Source organism: Streptomyces sp. NPDC013157, assembly GCF_042899865.1.
GTDB lineage: Bacteria > Actinomycetota > Actinomycetes > Streptomycetales > Streptomycetaceae > Streptomyces.
Window position 1 is genome coordinate 59,022 of the sequence record NZ_JBIBAK010000025.1, and the last position, 17,532, is coordinate 76,553.

Consider the following 17,532-nt stretch of genomic DNA (forward strand, 5'->3'; position numbering starts at 1 on the left):
CGGAATTCCGCTCAGAGCGTTTTTCCGGTCTCCTGACCGGGGCTTTCCACGGCCTCCTCCGCCGTCACCGGCCCCACGATCAGCCCCTCCCCGAAGGCGTCCACGCGGATCGTGTCGCCGTCCTTGACCTCGCCGGCCAGGATCTCCCTCGCCAGCCGGTCGCCGATGGCGGTCTGGACCAGGCGGCGCAGCGGGCGGGCGCCGTAGGCGGGGTCGTTGCCCTCCTCGGCGAGCCAGGCCAGGGCCTCGGGGGTGATCTCCAGGGCGAGCCGGCGGTCGGCGAGGCGCTGGGCCAGCCGGTCGATCTGGAGCCTGGCGATCCGGGCCAGTTCGTCCTTGGCCAGGGCGGAGAAGACCACCAGGTCGTCGAGGCGGTTCAGGAATTCCGGCTTGAAGGACCGCCGGACCGTCTCCAGGACCTGCCGCTTCTTCTCCTCCTCGCCGAGCACCGGGTCGACCAGGTACTGGCTGCCCAGGTTGGACGTCAGCACCAGGATGGTGTTGCGGAAGTCGACCGTGCGGCCCTGGCCGTCGGTGAGGCGGCCGTCGTCCAGCACCTGGAGGAGGATGTCGAAGACCTCGGGGTGGGCCTTCTCCACCTCGTCCAGGAGGACCACGGTGTAGGGCCTGCGGCGGACCGCCTCCGTGAGCTGGCCGCCCTCCTCGTAGCCGACGTAGCCGGGCGGGGCGCCGACCAGCCGGGCCACGCTGTGCTTCTCGCCGTACTCCGACATGTCGATGCGGACCATCGCCCGCTCGTCGTCGAAGAGGAAGTCGGCGAGGGCCTTGGCGAGTTCGGTCTTGCCGACGCCGGTCGGGCCGAGGAAGAGGAAGGAGCCGGTGGGTCGGTCCGGGTCGGCGATGCCCGCGCGGGAGCGGCGGACGGCGTCGGAGACCGCGCGTACGGCCTCGGTCTGGCCGATCAGGCGGCGGCCCAGCTCGTCCTCCATGCGGAGCAGCTTCTGGGTCTCGCCCTCCAGCAGACGGCCGGCCGGGATGCCGGTCCAGGCGGCCACCACGTCGGCGATGTCGTCGGAGCCGACCTCGTCCTTGACCATGGTGTCCCGGGAGGTCTCCTCCTCGGCCTCGGACGCGGCCTCCAGCTCCTTCTCCAGCTGCGGGATCTCGCCGTACAGCAGCTTGGAGGCGGTGTCGAAGTCGCCGTCGCGCTGGGCGCGTTCGGCGGTGCCGCGCAGGGCGTCGAGCTTCTCCTTCAGCTCGCCGACCCGGTTCAGGGACTGCTTCTCGCGCTCCCAGCGGGCGTTGAGGCCGCGCAGGTCCTCCTCCTTGTCGGCCAGGTCGCGGCGCAGCTTCTCCAGGCGCTCCCGGGAGGCCGGGTCGGTCTCCTTCTCCAGCGCCAGCTCCTCCATCTTCAACCGGTCGACGGAGCGCTGGAGTTCGTCGATCTCGACGGGCGAGGAGTCGATCTCCATGCGGAGCCGGGAGGCGGCCTCGTCGACGAGGTCGATGGCCTTGTCGGGCAGGAAGCGGGAGGTGATGTAGCGGTCGGAGAGGGTCGCGGAGGCGACCAGTGCCGAGTCCGCGATCTGGACCTTGTGGTGGGCCTCGTAACGGCCCTTCAGGCCACGGAGGATGGCGATGGTGTCCTCCACCGTGGGCTCCGCCACCAGTACTTGCTGGAAGCGGCGCTCGAGCGCCGGGTCCTTCTCGATGCGTTCGCGGTACTCGTCGAGGGTGGTGGCGCCGACCATGCGCAGTTCGCCGCGGGCCAGCATCGGCTTCAGCATGTTGCCGGCGTCCATCGCGGAGTCGCCGCCGGCGCCCGCGCCGACGACCGTGTGCAGCTCGTCGATGAAGGTGATGATCTGCCCGTCGGAGTCCTTGATCTCGGCGAGGACGGTCTTCAGCCGCTCCTCGAACTCGCCGCGGTACTTCGCACCCGCGACCATCGCGCCGAGGTCCAGCGCCACCAGCCGCTTGTCCTTCAGCGACTCGGGGACGTCGCCCTTCACGATCCGCTGGGCGAGCCCCTCGACGACGGCGGTCTTGCCGACGCCGGGCTCGCCGATCAGGACCGGGTTGTTCTTGGTCCGGCGGGACAGCACCTGCACGACCCGGCGGATCTCCTGGTCGCGGCCGATGACGGGGTCGAGCTTGCCGTCCCGGGCGGCGGCCGTGAAGTCGGTGCCGAACTTCTCCAGCGCCTTGTACTGGCCCTCGGGGTCGGCGGTGGTCACCCGGCGCCCGCCGCGCGCCTTGCGGAAGGCCTCCGCCAGCTTCTTCGCACTGGCGCCCTGCCGGTCGAGCACCTCGCCGGCCGCGCCACCCTTCGCGGCGATGCCGATGAGCAGGTGCTCGGTGGAGAGGTAGTCATCGCCGAGGTCGCCGGCGCGTTCGCCGGCGTCGGCGATGACCGCGAGCAGGTCGCGGTTGGGCTGCGGGGGCGCGACCGTGGAACCGGTCACGCTGGGCAGCGCGGCCAGCACGCGCTCGGCGCCCTGGCGCACGGCGGCCTGGTCGGCGTCGACCGCCGCGAGCAGGTCGGTGATGTTCTCGTTGTCCTGCCCGGCCAGCAGAGCCAGCAGCAGGTGGGCAGGGGTGAGGTCCGCATGCCCCTCGGTCACGGCCCGGTTGCTGGCCGCGTTGATCGCGTCCCGGCTCCTGTTGGTCAGCTCGGCGTCCACGTTCGCGTTCTCCTCCTCGGCGTCGTACGGCTGACTCAGCCAACGTACACAAAGTTGAGTCTATTCCACTCAAGGTGCAAGCGGGAGCCCTTCCCGGGACTACCTTCCGAGCCATGAGTACCTACCGCGTGAACCCTGCCGCACCGGACGAGGCGTACCTGCGCTTCTGGCTGGAACGCCACCAGTGCACCCTCACGACCCTGCGGCCCGACGGCAGCCCGCACGTCGTGCCGGTCGGGGTGACCTACGACCCGGAGGCGGGCCTCGCCCGGGTGATCACGAACAGGGCGAGCGCGAAGGTGTCCCACGTGCTGGCCGCGGGACCGGACGGGGCGCGGGTGGCGGTGTGCCAGGTGGCGGGGCGGCGGTGGGCGACGCTGGAGGGCCGGGCGTCCGTCCGGACCGAGCCGGCGAGGATCACGGAGGCGGAGCGCCGGTACGCCGAGCGGTACGGGAGGACGCCCGGCGAGAATCCGTCGAGGGTGGTGATCGAGATCGCGGTGGAGCGGGCACTGGGACGCGGCTGAGGGCCGGACAGGGGCGGGGCGGCCGACCGGTTCTGGCGATCGGTTTCAGCCACCGTGAGGCAGGACCGAAACCGGCCGAAACATCGAAATGTCCCCCAAAACTGCAGCGGCGTCACCGTGTTCAGGTCACGGTGACGCCGCTGCGGGGGGAAGCACCTGAGCGATCTTTTACGACGGGGGAATCGCGTCAGGCACTGCGGGGGGTGGCCGAGATGGTCCTCACGTCCGGGACGTCCGGCTCAGCCAGCCGGTGGTCCCGTTGGTCCAGATTCACAAAGATCATTCCGTACCGGATCGCGCACCGCACGGGCTGCGGCGCACCCCGGGGCTTGCGCAGGCACCGGTACGCCCGTACGTCCTCATCCTCGTCGCGCGTGACGACGACCGGCTCACCGAAGACGGTCACCATCAGCGAGTCACCGGAGTGGGGGATCGCGGTGACAAGGTCGATGAAGTGCCAGCCCGAGCGGTAGGCCGTGGCCATTTCGCGGCGGAAGGAGCGGTCGTCGGGTGGGGTGGTCATGACGAGACGGCCCAGCTGCTGTCGTCGGCCGGGGCGACCCAGGAACTGTCCCCGGGAACGTCGGACGCCACGATCACCCAACTGCTGTCACCGGGAACGGCGGCGGCGGTGGTGCTCCAGCTGCTGTCCCCCGCGATGTCACTCTTCGTCGCCGAGAGGCCGCCCAGCGCTCCGAAGGCCACAACGGCGGAGAAGGCGGCGACAAGCGCCGAGCGAAGCATTCTCTTATGCATAGTCGGCTTCGTCCTCATTTGAAGGTCACCTCTCCCCCGTCCGAATACGACGATGGCCCATTCCGGCACGTCGTGGCCACACAATCGATGCATCATGTTCCTGCACGTTCAGGACCCTGGGGGGTGGAGATTTGGCAATAAATGAGACTAAGCGGACACATCCCCACGGGCTGACCGACCTGTGCGAGGACGGGCGCCGTCTCTACGGGAACGCTCTCCGGACGGGACGCGTCGCCCGTGCGGATGTGGAACCGGCGCCTTGTCTGATGGAGTTCGCCCTCCTTCATGCCGATCCGGACGACCCGAACTGGCTGCGCCCGGTCCCCCCTTCGATCGCCCTCGCCCAGCGGCTGAACCCGATCGAGAACGAGATCACCCAACGCAGGCGGATGTCGATCGAACTCGCCGACGCTTTCGAGCCGTTCATGACTCTCAGCGCCCAGTCCACGACGACCACGCACTCCATCACGGTGCTGGAGGGACTGGACCGGATCAACGCGGCCCTCGACCTGGCCACCGCTCAGTGCCAGACCGAGATGCTCACCGTCCAGCCCAGCCGCCGGCGACTGGAACACACCCTCACCAAGGCCCTGGAACGCGACCGGCCGCTGATCGAACGCGGCTGCCGCATCCGCACCCTCTACCAGCATCCGGCCCGCTACAGCCCTGAGACGCTCGCCTACGTCGCCCAGTTCACCGACGGCAAGGTGGAGTACCGGACGATCGACGAACTCGTCGAGCGGCTGATCATCTGCGACGAGACCGTGGCCTTCATCCCGACCCGCGACGACGGGGAGATCGCCCTCGAACTCCGTCACCCGGGACTCGTCCGCTACCTGATCAAGGTCTTCGAGTTCATGTGGACCCGCGCGGTCCCGCTGAGCGCCGGCGCGCCCTACGAGACCGCCCCCGACGGCATCACCGAGATCCAGCACTCCATCGCCAAGCTCCTCATCGAGGGCCATGTCGACGAGGCCATAGCCCGGCGCCTGGGCATGAACGTCCGCACCTGCCGGGCCCACATCGCCAAACTGGCCCAGCTCCTGGGCAGCGGCAGCCGCGCCCAGCTCGGCTACCTGATCGCTCAGTCCGGAATCCTGGACGAGACGCCTCCCGAGGAGGCCGCCCGGCCGTGACCCCCGACCCGCATGCCGAGCACGGCGTCGAGGACCTGTGCGCCGCGGGCGCGGAACTCTACAGGCGTGCCCTCGGCCACGGGCACGTCTCCGCCCAGGACGCCACGGGGGTGCCCTGCCTCCTCGCCCTCGGCCTGCTGCACCCGGCGCCGGGCGACCCCGGCCGGCTGGAGCCCGTGGCCCCGGCCGTCGCCCTCGACCGGCTGCTGCGCGGTGCCCGGGTCGGCATCGCCGACGAGTGGCGGCGGCAGGAGCGGCTGGCCGAGCTCTTCGCACCGCTGATGCACCTCGCACCGGACACCGGCACGGTGCCGTCCTCCCCGGCCCTGCGGCTGCTCAGCGGCACCCGGCGGATCAACCAGGCCATCGGCGAGGCGATGGCACAGGCCCGCGAGGAGATCCTCTGCATCCAGCCGCACGCCGGCATGGTCGGCGAGCGCGGCACCGCCGCGGGATCCGTCGCCTACGAACGCGACAAGGCGTTCCTCGACCGCGGCGGCCGGTTCCGCACGCTCTACCAGCACACCCTGTTCCACGTGCAGGCGGTCTACGCCTACGCCGAGTCCCTGCAGGGCGACACCGTGGCCCGCGGCCTCGACGAGGTGCCCGACCGGCTGATCGTCATGGACCGCACCGTCGCCTTCCTCCCCGCCGACGACGACGGCCGCATCGCCCTCGAAGTCCGCCACCCCGCACTCATCGGTTACTTGGCCACCGCCTTCGACCGCCTCTGGCACCTGGCCACCCCGATGTTCCCCAAAGCCGAGCACCGCCCCTCCGTCAACGGCATCACCCCCCGCCAGCAGGCCATCGCCGCCCTCCTCGTCGAGGGCCACACCGACGCCGTCGTCGCCGCCCGCCTCGGCATGAACATCCGCACGGCCCGCGTCCACATCGCCAAGCTCGCCGCCACCCTGGGCAGCGAGAGCCGCGCCCAGCTCGGCTACCTCATCGGACGCTCGGGGATCCTCAAGGACCGCGAGGGCCGACCGTGATCCACTGCGAGCACGGCGTCGAGGAGCTGTGCCCGGCCGGCGCGAAGCTGTACGAACGCGCCCTGCGCACCGGGCACATCAGCGCGGAGGACACCGCCGAGGCCCCCTGCCTCACCGACTTCGGCCTGCTCCACCCGGCCCTCGACGACCTGGGCCGGCTGGAGCCGGTGGCCCCCGCCGCGGCCCTGCACCGGCTGCTGCGCTCCTCCGCCGCCCGGATCGCCGACGAACGGCGGCGCGAGGAACGGCTGCTGGCGCAGTTCGAACCGCTGCTGCGGGCCGGCGAACCGGGCCCGGACGGCGAGACTCCCACGCTCCGCCTGCACAGCGGCACCAAGCCCATCAACCAGGCCATCACCGACGCCATGGCCGAGGCGGCCCGTGAGGTGCTCTGCATCCAGTCGCACGCCGGGCTGACCGGCCCCCGCGCCCGCGCCGCCGTCGCGGCCGCCCGCGAGCGCGACCAGGCGATCCTCGACCGCGGCGCCCGCATCCGCGCCCTCTACCAGCACACCCTGCGCCATGTCCCGGCCGTGTACGGCGGCTTCGAGCAGCTGCGCGGCGACATCGAGGTGCGCGGCCTCGACGAACTGCCCGACCGGCTGATCGTGATCGACCGCGAGGTCGCCTTCCTCCCGGCCGACGGCGACGGCGCCCTCGCCCTCGAAGTCCGGCACCCCGCGCTGATCAAGTACTTCGTCACCATCTTCGACCGCCTGTGGCGCCTGGCCAGCCCCCTCTACCCGGTCCTCGAGCACCGCCCCACCGTCAACGGCATCACCCCCCGCCAGCAGGCCATCGCCGCCCTCCTCGTGGAGGGGCACACGGACGCCGTGGTCGCCGAACGCCTCGGCATGAACATCCGCACCGCCCGCGTCCACATCGCCAAACTGGCCGCCACCCTGGGCAGCGAGAGCCGCGCCCAGCTCGGCTACCTCATCTCACACTCGGGGATCCTTGATCAGGAAGACTGACCGCGTCCGAGGCCGCGTCGGACGCCGCGCTCGTGCCGCCCGGCGGCCGGTCCAGGCCCACCTGCGCTATGCGCACGCCCAGTTGGGTACGGCTGGCCGCGCCGAGGGTCTCGGAGAGGCGGGCGATGTGGGCCCGGCAGGTGCGCACGCTGATGCCGAGGCGTTCGGCGATGACCGCGTCCTGGTGGCCCTCCGCGAGCAGCGCCGCGATGGACTGCTCGCGGTGCGAGATGCCCTCGATGCCGGTGTCGGGGAGCGGGGCGGTGAGCGGGATCGCGAGGCGCCAGAGGCGTTCGAAGACCGTGACGAGGTACTCGACGAGGGCGGGGTGGCGCAGCTCCAGGGCCATCGTGCGGTCGGAGTTCGCGGGGATGAACGCCACGGTGCGGTCGAAGAGGATGAGGCGGTCGATGACCTCGTCGAGCGTGCGGGCCTCGACCGCGTCTCCCATCAGCTCCAGGTAGTTGAGCAGGCCCTGGCCGTGCCGGGCGACGTGCGTGTACAGGTCGCGCATCCGCACGCCCCGCCCGCGCAGGGCGACGGCCCGGTGCAACCCCTCGGTCAGCTCCGACTCACGTCGGATACCGCCCGGCTGCACCGTCAGCACCTCCTGCGTACAGGCCTCCGTCGCCTCGTCCATGGCCGCCTGGATCCGGGCCAGCCCGTCGAGCACCCGGATGGCGGCCGTGCCCTCCGCGGAGGCCGACACCGCCTGCAACTGCCGTCCCAGACCGGCGTACCACTCGAACGCCTCGACCGCCGACCCCACCCGCCGCTGGCTGTCCGTCACCTCGTCGTACACCCCGCGCAGCAGCCGGGTCATGACCTCCTGCGGGGCGGTCGGCACCAGCCAGTCCATGTCGTCGGGGTCGGGGTGCAGCAGCGCCAGCTCAAGCAGGCAGGGCACCGTGTCGGCGTCCGTGCGCGGCACCCGGCCCCGGCGCACGGCGCGGGAGTACACACGGTCCCCGACGGCGCACAGCCGGTCGGCACCGTGCGGATGCTCCTCCGTCCTGTGCCCGGCCATCGACCGTTTCACCCCCGGTTTGCTGCCTCTTCCGCAGCGCAACTATGAGCGGTCCGGACCGGGTCCGCAACACGGCTCCCCTCGCCCGGGGCGTCGTAATGCCCGGATGCGACCGGATATCGCACCGCCTCCGCCGGTCACGTTGCAACAAGATGACGGTGGTGGCAGGGGGGCGCGGGCGGCATCGTGGGAGCCGCTTCCCACGGGTGTCGCCGGACACCCGGCGGGGCCCCGGGCCATCCTCCCCCGATCGGGCCGGGGCCCCGTGCAACGCACCCACGGGGGAGGTGCGTTGCAGGGAGGGTCGCTCGCGGACGCGTGACGCGGCGGTCCCGGCGAATCCCCGAAATCCGCCAGTGATCGCCGCGTTACGTGCCCGCTCTAACGTCCCTTCATGGCGGACATATTTGACGCGTACGCGTTGGCCGACGCGTGGGACGAGATGTTTGTGCGGCCGGGTGAGGTCAGGACCGCCTATGAGCCGGTACTGGCAGCGCTCCAGCCGATCGAACCGAGTGAACTGCGGTTCCGGGCCGACCAGATGGCCCGGGCCTTCACCGACCGGGGGGTGACCTACGCCTTCGCGGGCGAGGAACGGCCCTGGCCGCTCGACCTGGTGCCGAGGATCCTCGACGCCCTGGAGTGGGATCTCGTACGAAGAGGCGTGGCCCAGCGGGTCCGGGCGCTGGAGGCCTATCTGGCCGACGCCTACGGACACGCCCGGGCCTTCGAGGACGGGGTGGTGCCCTGGCGGCTGCTGCTGGGCTCACCGCACTTCCACCGGGCGGCGCACGCGGTGGAGCCGCCGGGCGGGGTGCGCATCCACGTGGCCGGAATCGACCTGGTCCGGGACGAGGCGGGGGCCTTCCGCGTCCTCGAGGACAACGTGCGGGTGCCGAGCGGGGTGTCGTACGTCATCGAGAACCGGCGGGCGATGACCCGGATCTTCCCGTCCCTCTTCGCCGAGCAGCACGTGCTCCCGGTGGACGGGTACGCGGGGCGGCTGCTCGCCGCCCTCCGGGCCGCCGCGCCGGGCGGGGCGGCGAGCGATCCCCGGGTCGTCGTCCTCACCCCCGGGCCCAGCAACGCGGCCTACTTCGAACACGCCCTGCTGGCCCGGCTGATGGGCGTGCAGCTGGTGGAGGGGCACGACCTGGTGTGCCGGAGCAACCGGGTGTGGATGCGGACGACCCGCGGCGAGGTCCCCGTGCACGTCGTGTACCGGCGCCTCGACGACGACTTCCTGGACCCGCTCCACTTCCGCCCCGACTCGGTGATCGGCTGCCCCGGCATCCTGAGCGCCGCCATCGCGGGAAACGTCACACTCGCGAACGCCGTGGGCAACGGCATCGCGGACGACAAACTCCTCTACACCTACGTCCCGGACCTGATCCGCTACTACCTCGGCGAGGAACCGGTCCTCCCCAACGTGGAGTCCTACCGACCGGACGAACCAGGGCAGTTGGAGGCCGTCCTCGACCAGCTCGACCAGCTGGTCGTCAAGCCGGTCGACGGCGCCGGCGGGCAGGGCATCGTGATCGGCCCGAAGGCCGACCGGGAGACCCTGGAACGCACTCGCAAAGCCGTCGCCGCCGACCCGCGCGGCTTCATCGCACAACGCCCGGTCGCCCTCTCCACCTCCCCCACCCTCTCGGGTGAACGGATGGCACCGCGCCACATTGACCTGCGGCCGTTCGCCGTGAACGACGGCGACGGCATCTGGGTACTGCCCGGCGGCCTCACCCGGGTCGCCCTCCAGGAGGGCAACCTGATCGTCAATTCCAGCCAGGGCGGCGGCTCCAAGGACACCTGGGTGCTCGCCGAGGGCCCGGCGGAGCGACCGGCGGTACCGACAGCGGCACAACCCGACGTCGCTCCGCGGCAGCTCGGTCCAACCAGCACCCCCAGTGTCGTGCAGGAGGAGGTGCAGCAATGAAGGAGCGCAGCAGCATTGAACCCTCCCTCTCTTGGACGAGAGGGATTCCTGGCTCACACCGCTCGGCCGCTCAGCGAACGGTCGAGTCTTACGCGATCAGCACCAGCCGGGTTGGAGCCAGCCCGGTTCCCCAAGGAATGGAGGTTGCTGTGCTGGCTTGGTTCTCGCTCAGCACGTGTCAACCGTACCAACCGATGTGTGACCGGGGGGCTCGATGAACGACGTGATCCTCTCCCGTATCGCCGAGTCGCTGACCTGGACCGGGCGGTACGTCGAACGGGCCGACGCCACCGGCCGGATCCTCGACGCCTACCTGCACCGGATGCTGGAGGACCCCTGGCGCGACGAGGACGCCGCCTGCCGGTCGCTGTACGCGATCCTCGGCGTGGACGCCGGCGCGGAACGGGTCGACATGCAGCAGGTCCTGGACCAGCTCGCCTTCGACGCCCGCTCCACCTGCTCCATCGAGGGCGCGCTCGGCGCCGCCCGGCTGAACGCGCGCAGTGCCCGTGAGGCCATCTCCTCGGAGATGTGGGAGTGCCTCAACTCCACCTGGCACGCGCTCGGCGACCGGCGCCGCGCGGCCCGCCGCACCGGCCCCTACGCCTACCTGGAGCTGGTCCGTAGCCGGGCCGCGCTCTTCTTCGGGCTGGCCGACTCGACCATGAGCCGGGACGACAGCTGGCGGTTCGTCGTCCTCGGGCGGAGCCTGGAGCGGGTGGACATGACCGTACGGCTGCTGTCGGTGCGGGTGCTCGACGCGGCGCATGCGCCGGACTGGCCGACGCTGCTCAGCGCCAGCGGCGCCGACGAGGCGTACGCACGCGTGCACACCGGCTTCGGGGACACCCCGCGAGTGGCCGAGTTCCTGCTGCTGGACCGGGACTTCCCGCGCTCGGCGCTGCACGCGCTGACCACGGCGGAGGAGTGCCTGGCCGCGCTCGGCCGGCCGCGCCAGGACCCGGCCCGCTCCCCGATCGGCCGGGCCCGCACCCGCCTCGAATACCTGGACACCGCGTCCCTGGAGGAGCAGCTGCCCGTCCTGCTGCGCGACCTCCAGCAGGCCTGCATGGCGTCCGCCGACGCGGTGGCGGAGCGGTTCTTCCCGTACCAGGGGCTCGTGCAGTGGGCCCAGGAAGGAGCCTGAGATGGCTCGTCGCCTCCGGATCCGGCACACCACCCGGGTCTCCTACGCGCAGCCCGCGGCCTCCTCGCACAACGAGGTCCGGATGACCCCGCTGACCCTGCCGGGGCAGACCACGCTGGACGCGCGGGTCACGGTGCAGCCGGCGACCGCCGTCTGGTCGTACTGGGACTACTGGGGCACCCAGGTCACCGGCTTCGACCTCCTGGAGCCCCACGAGGACCTGACGATCACCGCGTCCAGCCTGGTGGAGACGGCGGCGCCGGGCCCGCTGCCGGCCGCACCGGAGTGGGCGGAGCTGGCCGAGCGGGCAGCGGGGTCGCGGCTGCTGGAGTTCGTGAACCCGACGGGACGTACGTCGGTGCCGAAGAAGCTGGTGCGGAAGGCGCTGGGCGCCGCGGAGGGGCTGGGCCCGCACGAGGCCGCGATGGCCGTCTCGGGGCTGGTCGCGGACCGCGTGACCTACCTGCCGGGCGCGACCGGCGTGAACACCTCACCCGCGGAGGCGTGGGCCCAGCGCGCGGGTGTCTGCCAGGACATCACCCACCTCACCATCGCCCTGCTGCGGGGGCTGGGGCTGCCGGCCCGGTACGTCTCCGGGTACCTGCACCCGGAGCGGGAGGCCGAGCTGAACCGTCCCGTCGCCGGGCAGAGCCACGCGTGGATCGAGTACTGGGCCGGCGACTGGTGCGGGTACGACCCGACGAACCGGGTGCGGGCCGGGGAGGACCACGTGGTGGTGGGGCGGGGTCGGGACTACGACGACGTCACGCCGCACAAGGGGATCTACCGGGGGGTGCCGGGAGGGACGCCGGAGGTGACGGTGGAGTTCACGAGGGTCGCGTAGTCGTCTGCGGGCGCGCGGGGGCTGGTCGCACAGTGCCTCCCCCAGCCTTCGGCTGGGGGAGGCACCCTGCCGACGCCGGTAAGCGCCCCACCCCCGCCCGCCCCTTGGGCAGGGCTTACTTGAGGCCCGCCTCCGCGCAAGCGGTCTTGTACGCGGCCGTGCAGATCTGCGAGATCTTGTAGATGCCGTCGGCGACGACGGTGTCCTTGATCTTGCTCTTGGTCACGGCGCTGACCTGCACCAGCTGGGAGGGGATGTCCTTGTTGGTCGGGCTGTCGACGGTGTCCTGGGTGAGCGCGTCGAACTGGATGTCCTTGCCCTGCACCTTGTAGACGGCCATCTGGGCGGCGGCCTCGGCCTCGTCCGGGTAGGGCTTGTAGACCGTCATGTACTGCTCGCCGTTGAGGATCCGCTGGATGGCGTCGAGGTCCGCGTCCTGGCCGGTGATCGGCGGCATGGTGGTGACGCCCGCCGCCTTGAGGGCCTTGACGACGCCGCCCGCCATCGCGTCGTTGGCGGAGTAGACCGCGGCGACGTTGTCCTTGCCGAGCAGGCCGATCGCCTTGGTGACCTCCTTCTCGGCGATGTCCGGGTTCCAGTCCTTGGTGTCGTACGAGTAGCCCGCGGTCGTCACCTTGCCGTTCAGCTCGGACATGGCGCCCGTCTTGAACTGCTTGGCGTTCGGGTCGGTCGGCGAGCCGTTGATCATGATGACCTTGTCGGAGGTGTCGACGTTGCTGCCGAGCGCCTCCAGGAGGGTACGGGCCTGGACCTCGCCCACCAGCTCGTTGTCGAAGGAGACGTAGGCGTCGATCGGGCCCTCGGCGAGGCGGTCGTAGGCGATGACCGGGATACCCGCGGCCTTGGCCTTCTTCACCGTGCCCGCGATGGCGTGCGCGTCGACGGCGTCCAGGATGATCACGTCGACCTTGTCGTCGATCATCTTCTGCATCTGCGTCGCCTGCGTGGAGGCGGACGACGCGGCGTTCTGGTAGTCGACCTTGCCCTGCTTGTTGGTGAGCTCGGCGATCTTCGCCGCCATGATCGGTTCGTCGAAGTTGGCGTACCGGGTGTTGATCTTGTCCGGCATCAGCACGCCCACCGTGATGTCGTTGCCCTTCGTCGGGGTCGCGGACGTCGACGATCCTGTCGCGTTGAGCACGCCGCAGCCGGCAAGCGAAAGGGTCATCGTGGACGCGGCCACAAACATGGCTATACGACGCATACGGGGGCTCACTTCAGGTGCGTTCCGGACGTGGGCTGCTTTGCGACCCAGATGTCTGAAAAGCCAACGCGCACGCCACACCCGACGTCAAGCGGAACTACTTAACGAGTGCGCAACAGCACGCTCCGCTGCAACTGTGAAGACTCCGCGGAATCACCTCCAAACACCCTTTACGGACCCTCCATCCAAAGGGAGTTCATGGGCAGGCAAAGATCAGTACAACCAAGTCGTTTCCTCATGAGTCGACATCGGCAACGGCCGTCCCCGCCGTGTCGATCCGATCAGAGGAACGAATGAACCCAGCCAGAAGCGCCGCGGTCGCCGCCGTGGTGCTCGCCACCGCCGGCACCCTGCTCGGCGGCGCCGTCGTGACCGCCTCGGCGGCCACGAGCTGCGCCTCTCCCGTCCTCAAACGGCAGTTCTTCGCGAACACCACCTTCAAGGGCACCCCGAAGAAGACGGACTGCGACTCCGCGATCAGCGAGAGCTGGAGCGGCGCCCCCGCGTCCGGGCTCCCGAAGGACAACTTCGGCGTCCGCTGGACCGTCACCCGCGACTTCGGCTCCGGCGGACCCTTCGCCCTCACCGCCTCCGGCCTCGACGGGATCCGGGTCTACCTCGACGGCATCCGCAAGGTCGACCTCTGGAAGAACACGACGAAGACGGTGAGCAAGACCGTCAACGTCACCGTCCCCAAGGGCAAGCACACCCTGCGGATCGACTACGCCAACTGGACCGGCGCCGCCAAGGTCAAGTTCACCTACACACCCCGCACTTCCGCCGGCGTCGACAAGGTCAGGCCGCTCGCGCCGACCGGCGCCTCGGCCGACTACATCCCCGACGGGGAGACGGCGTACGCCGAGCTCACCTGGTCCGCCAACAAGGAGATGGACCTCGCCGGATACCGCGTCTACCGGCGGCTGAAGGGGTCCGGCAGCTGGACCCGGGTGGCCGCCACCACGCCCGCCCGGCGCACCGCCGGCGACCAGCCGCCGCCCACCGGGCAGTCATACTACTACGAAGTGCGCGCCTACGACAAGGCGGGCAACGAGTCGGCCGGTTCCGAAGACCAGCTGGTCACCTCCTACGACTGGACCGCCCCCGCCGCCCCGGTCCTCACCGCCTCCGCCGTCGAGGCCTCCAACGACCTCTCCTGGACGGCCCCCGCGGACGCCGCGACCTACAAGGTCTTCCGCAAGTCGGCGTCGGAGACCTCGTACACCGAGATCGCCGAGACCGCCGGCACGAGCTACTCGGACACCAGGGCGTCCTACGGCCGGGCCTACGACTACAAGGTCAGCGCCCTCGACGCGGCCAGGAACGCCCGCGCCTCCAACGTGGTGCGCAGCACCCGGTCCATCCTGCCGCCGCAGAACGTGACGGCGACCGTGCCCAGCTACGGCGTGACGTTCACCTGGACCGAGGCGGCGGGCGGCGACACCGCCGACTACGACGTCTACCGCTCCGCGACCTCCCCGGTGGAGCTCACCAACGACAACCTCACCGACTGCCGCAGCCGCAAGAAGAGCACGGACGCGGCCGGCAACACGGTCCGCTCCTGCGTCGACTACGACGGCGACCAGGGCACCACGTACCACTACGTGATGATCCGGCAGAACACCGCCGGCCGCTGGTCCACCGGCTCCGCCGACATGACCGTCACCCGCCCGGGCGACGAGATCGCGCCGCCTCCGGTGGCCAACCTGACCGCGCAGCCCCTGGAGTACGGCTTCAAGCTGGACTGGGACGACAGCACGGCGGCGGACCTGAAGGAGTACCAGGTCTGGGAGTACTTCTCCTGCTGCACGCCCGACTACCTGGGCACGGTGCCCGCCGGCACCTCCGAGTTCGTGGTCGGTCCGGAGGCGGCCGACGGCGAGTCGCACGAGTACGTCGTCATCCCGGCGGACATCTACGGCAATTACCCCGATTTCACCGGCGCCTACTGGGACGGCGCCGTCTCCCGGGTCACGGCCACCGAACTCGACCTCAGGCCCACCACCGTCCCCGAGGACACCGCGGACTGCTCGCTGACCACCTACACCGCCCTCGGCTACGAGGGCGGCATGTACATCGACTGCGCGGACTCGGTGGCCACGGAGGCCGCCGGCATCAACGTGTACCGCTGGGACCCCGCGACGAGCGCCTACGTCCGGGTGACGGACGTACCGCTGGCTCCCACCGCCACCCACTACACCGACACCACCGTGCCGCACGGCACCACCGTCTACTACCTGCTCTCGGTCGTCGCTCCCGACGGCTCGGAGACCTTCAGCAACGTGGACGCCAGTGTGTCCCTGCCGAGCGGAGCCTGACCACCTGATGAAGACCACCCTGCAGGCGACGGCCGTGGTGCTGGCCACCACGGCCGGCCTTCTCACCACCGTCGCCGTGTCCACCGCCTCGGCGGCCACGAGCTGCGCCTCTCCCGTCTTCAAACGGCAGTTCTTCGCGAACACCACCTTCAAGGGCACCCCGAAGAAGACGGACTGCGACTCCGCGATCAGCGAGAGCTGGAGCGGCGCCCCCGCGTCCGGGCTCCCGAAGGACAACTTCGGCGTCCGCTGGACCGTCACCCGCGACTTCGGCTCCGGCGGACCCTTCGCCCTCACCGCCTCCGGCCTCGACGGGATCCGGGTCTACCTCGACGGCATCCGCAAGGTCGACCTGTGGAAGAACACGACGAAGACGGTGAGCAAGACCGTCAACGTCACCGTCCCCAAGGGCAAGCACACCCTGCGGATCGACTACGCCAACTGGACCGGCGCCGCCAAGGTCAAGTTCACCTACACACCCCGCACTTCCGCCGGCGTCGACAAGGTCAGGCCCCTCACCCCGCTGGATCCGCTGGTGTCCTACGACGGCAACGCCAACACGACGAAGCTGAGCTGGACGAAGAACCGGGAGATGGACCTCGCCGGATACCGCGTCTACCGGCGGCTGCGCGGCAGCACCAGCTGGACGAAAGCGGGGACGACGACGTCGACGACCCTGACCGACGCTCCGCCCGCGACCGGCGACCTCTACTACTACGAGATCCGCGCCTACGACAGGGCCGGCAACGAGTCGACCGGCACGGCCGACGCCCTGGTCACCAGCACCGTGCTGCAGACGCCCGCCCGGTTCACCGCCTCGGCCACCGGCACGGGCGCCGAACTGAGCTGGTCGGGGGTGCACGCCGCGGTGAAGTACCGGGTGGAGCGGACCGACTTCTACGGCGTCGTCACCAAGTCCTGGGACCTCGCCTACACGGTGAGCCTCACCGACGACACGCTCACCCGGGGCGAGACCGTCCAGTACCGGGTCGCGGCCGTGGACGGCTCGGGCCACCTGTCGCCGTTCACCGACCTCAAGGCGGTGACCCGCCCGCTGGCCGCACCCCGCGGACTCACGGCGACCGCGGGCATCGGCAGCGCGACCCTCCAGTGGACGATGAAGGCCGAGGACACCCCGTACGGCGAGTTCCGCGTCTACCGGTCGACGACGCTGCCCGTGGACACCTCGACGGCGCAGTGGGTGACCTGTACGACCAGCTACACCACCCTCTCCGACGGGTCCCGCCGGTACAGCTGCGGCGACTTCTCGGCCGAGGAGGGCACGACGTACCACTACGCGGTGGCGAACGTGCAGTGGCCGCAGGTGTCCCCGCTCTCCGACACCGCGACCGTCACCACGCTGGAGTCGGACAAGCCGCCCGCCCAGGTGACCGGCCTGACCGCGACGGCCACCGAGTACGGCATCGAGCTGGACTGGGACGACAACACCGAGCCCGACCTGAAGCGGTACGCGGTCTACCGGGGCACGGTCCTCGGCGAGGAGGGCGAGGAGCAGGTCTGCTCCGGCTCGGAGTGGGCCTGGCTGTCCCCGTCCACCTCGCACTACCGGGACGTACGGCTGCCGGACGGCGACCACGCCTGCTACTGGGTGGACGCCATCGACAATGCGGGCAACTCCAGCAGGTCGCTGGGGCCCGTGACCGCGGTCGCCGTCGACGAACTGGACCTGACCCCGTCGGTGGCGACCCCGGACGGCTCCCCGCTGACCCTGACGGCGGACACCCCCGACTCGGGTGGCGTCCACCTCGGGTGGAGCGCGGTCGACGCGGCGACCGGCTACCTGGTCTACCGCTGGAACCCGGCGACGCAGACGTACGAGAAGCTGGCTGCCACGAACGACCGCTCCTACGACGACACCACGGCCGCCCGCGGCACCACCCACTACTACTGGGTGACCGCGCTGTACGCCGACGGCACGGAGTCGGCGCCCGGCGCGGACCGGGCGGTCCTGGAGCCGTAGCCACGAGAAGGGCCCCGGCCTGCG

The 17,532-nt window shown here is 70.7% G+C and carries 14 protein-coding genes; 9 read left to right on the plus strand and 5 right to left on the minus strand.

Features of this window, described 5'->3' with window-relative positions; all coding sequences use genetic code 11:
• Positions 1–11: 11 nt before the first annotated feature.
• Positions 12–2,645: an ATP-dependent chaperone ClpB gene (clpB, locus tag ACFY6U_RS47370; protein ID WP_390048670.1), complete on the minus strand. Its 2,634-nt coding sequence runs from the start codon at positions 2,643–2,645 to the stop codon at positions 12–14.
• Positions 2,646–2,758: 113 nt separating this feature from the next.
• Between clpB and ACFY6U_RS47375 the strand changes: the two genes are divergently transcribed.
• Complete coding sequence (locus ACFY6U_RS47375; protein ID WP_390048672.1) at positions 2,759–3,172, plus strand: pyridoxamine 5'-phosphate oxidase family protein; 414 nt, start codon at positions 2,759–2,761, stop codon at positions 3,170–3,172.
• A gap of 187 nt (positions 3,173–3,359) precedes the next feature.
• Here ACFY6U_RS47375 and ACFY6U_RS47380 read toward each other — a convergent pair whose 3' ends face one another.
• On the minus strand, positions 3,360–3,695 hold the full coding sequence (locus ACFY6U_RS47380) for a hypothetical protein (protein ID WP_089100103.1): 336 nt from the start codon (positions 3,693–3,695) through the stop codon (positions 3,360–3,362).
• Positions 3,692–3,916 carry a hypothetical protein gene (locus ACFY6U_RS47385; RefSeq protein ID WP_390048674.1) on the minus strand — a complete coding sequence of 75 codons (225 nt, stop codon included), beginning with the start codon at positions 3,914–3,916 and terminating at the stop codon, positions 3,692–3,694. Before ACFY6U_RS47385 ends, ACFY6U_RS47380 begins: the two co-directional genes overlap by 4 nt.
• A gap of 182 nt (positions 3,917–4,098) precedes the next feature.
• Between ACFY6U_RS47385 and ACFY6U_RS47390 the strand changes: the two genes are divergently transcribed.
• Genes ACFY6U_RS47390 through ACFY6U_RS47400 form a run of 3 tightly spaced genes read left to right on the plus strand, consistent with a single transcriptional unit; the run spans position 4,099 to position 7,033 of the window.
• Positions 4,099–5,064 (plus strand): helix-turn-helix transcriptional regulator, encoded by a 966-nt coding sequence (locus ACFY6U_RS47390; RefSeq protein WP_390048779.1) that lies wholly within the window; start codon positions 4,099–4,101, stop codon positions 5,062–5,064.
• Entirely contained in the window at positions 5,061–6,059 is a 999-nt protein-coding gene (locus ACFY6U_RS47395) for a helix-turn-helix transcriptional regulator (protein WP_390048676.1), read from the plus strand. The genes ACFY6U_RS47390 and ACFY6U_RS47395 overlap by 4 nt, the downstream gene beginning before the upstream one ends.
• A complete protein-coding gene (locus ACFY6U_RS47400; protein ID WP_390048678.1) occupies positions 6,056–7,033 on the plus strand; it encodes a helix-turn-helix transcriptional regulator in 978 nt (325 codons plus the stop codon). The genes ACFY6U_RS47395 and ACFY6U_RS47400 overlap by 4 nt, the downstream gene beginning before the upstream one ends.
• Here ACFY6U_RS47400 and ACFY6U_RS47405 read toward each other — a convergent pair.
• Positions 6,996–8,060 (minus strand): LuxR C-terminal-related transcriptional regulator, encoded by a 1,065-nt coding sequence (locus tag ACFY6U_RS47405; protein ID WP_390048680.1) that lies wholly within the window; start codon positions 8,058–8,060, stop codon positions 6,996–6,998. The genes ACFY6U_RS47400 and ACFY6U_RS47405 overlap by 38 nt on opposite strands.
• Positions 8,061–8,454: 394 nt before the next feature.
• Between ACFY6U_RS47405 and ACFY6U_RS47410 the strand changes: the two genes are divergently transcribed.
• From ACFY6U_RS47410 to ACFY6U_RS47420, 3 genes are all read left to right on the plus strand, one after another.
• Positions 8,455–9,996, plus strand: a complete 1,542-nt coding sequence (locus ACFY6U_RS47410) for a circularly permuted type 2 ATP-grasp protein (protein ID WP_390048682.1) — start codon at positions 8,455–8,457, stop codon at positions 9,994–9,996.
• A gap of 214 nt (positions 9,997–10,210) precedes the next feature.
• Complete coding sequence (locus ACFY6U_RS47415) at positions 10,211–11,143, plus strand: alpha-E domain-containing protein (protein WP_390048684.1); 933 nt, start codon at positions 10,211–10,213, stop codon at positions 11,141–11,143.
• A gap of 1 nt (position 11,144) precedes the next feature.
• Positions 11,145–11,987 carry a transglutaminase N-terminal domain-containing protein gene (locus tag ACFY6U_RS47420; RefSeq protein WP_390048686.1) on the plus strand — a complete coding sequence of 281 codons (843 nt, stop codon included), beginning with the start codon at positions 11,145–11,147 and terminating at the stop codon, positions 11,985–11,987.
• A 115-nt stretch (positions 11,988–12,102) separates the two neighbouring features.
• Here ACFY6U_RS47420 and ACFY6U_RS47425 read toward each other — a convergent pair whose 3' ends face one another.
• A complete protein-coding gene (locus ACFY6U_RS47425; protein ID WP_390048688.1) occupies positions 12,103–13,212 on the minus strand; it encodes a sugar ABC transporter substrate-binding protein in 1,110 nt (369 codons plus the stop codon).
• Positions 13,213–13,505: 293 nt separating this feature from the next.
• Here ACFY6U_RS47425 and ACFY6U_RS47430 point away from each other — a divergent pair, with 293 nt between their 5' ends.
• Entirely contained in the window at positions 13,506–15,527 is a 2,022-nt protein-coding gene (locus ACFY6U_RS47430) for a PA14 domain-containing protein (RefSeq protein WP_390048689.1), read from the plus strand.
• A 7-nt stretch (positions 15,528–15,534) separates the two neighbouring features.
• Complete coding sequence (locus ACFY6U_RS47435) at positions 15,535–17,508, plus strand: PA14 domain-containing protein (RefSeq protein ID WP_390048691.1); 1,974 nt, start codon at positions 15,535–15,537, stop codon at positions 17,506–17,508.
• The last annotated feature ends 24 nt before the right edge of the window (positions 17,509–17,532 follow it).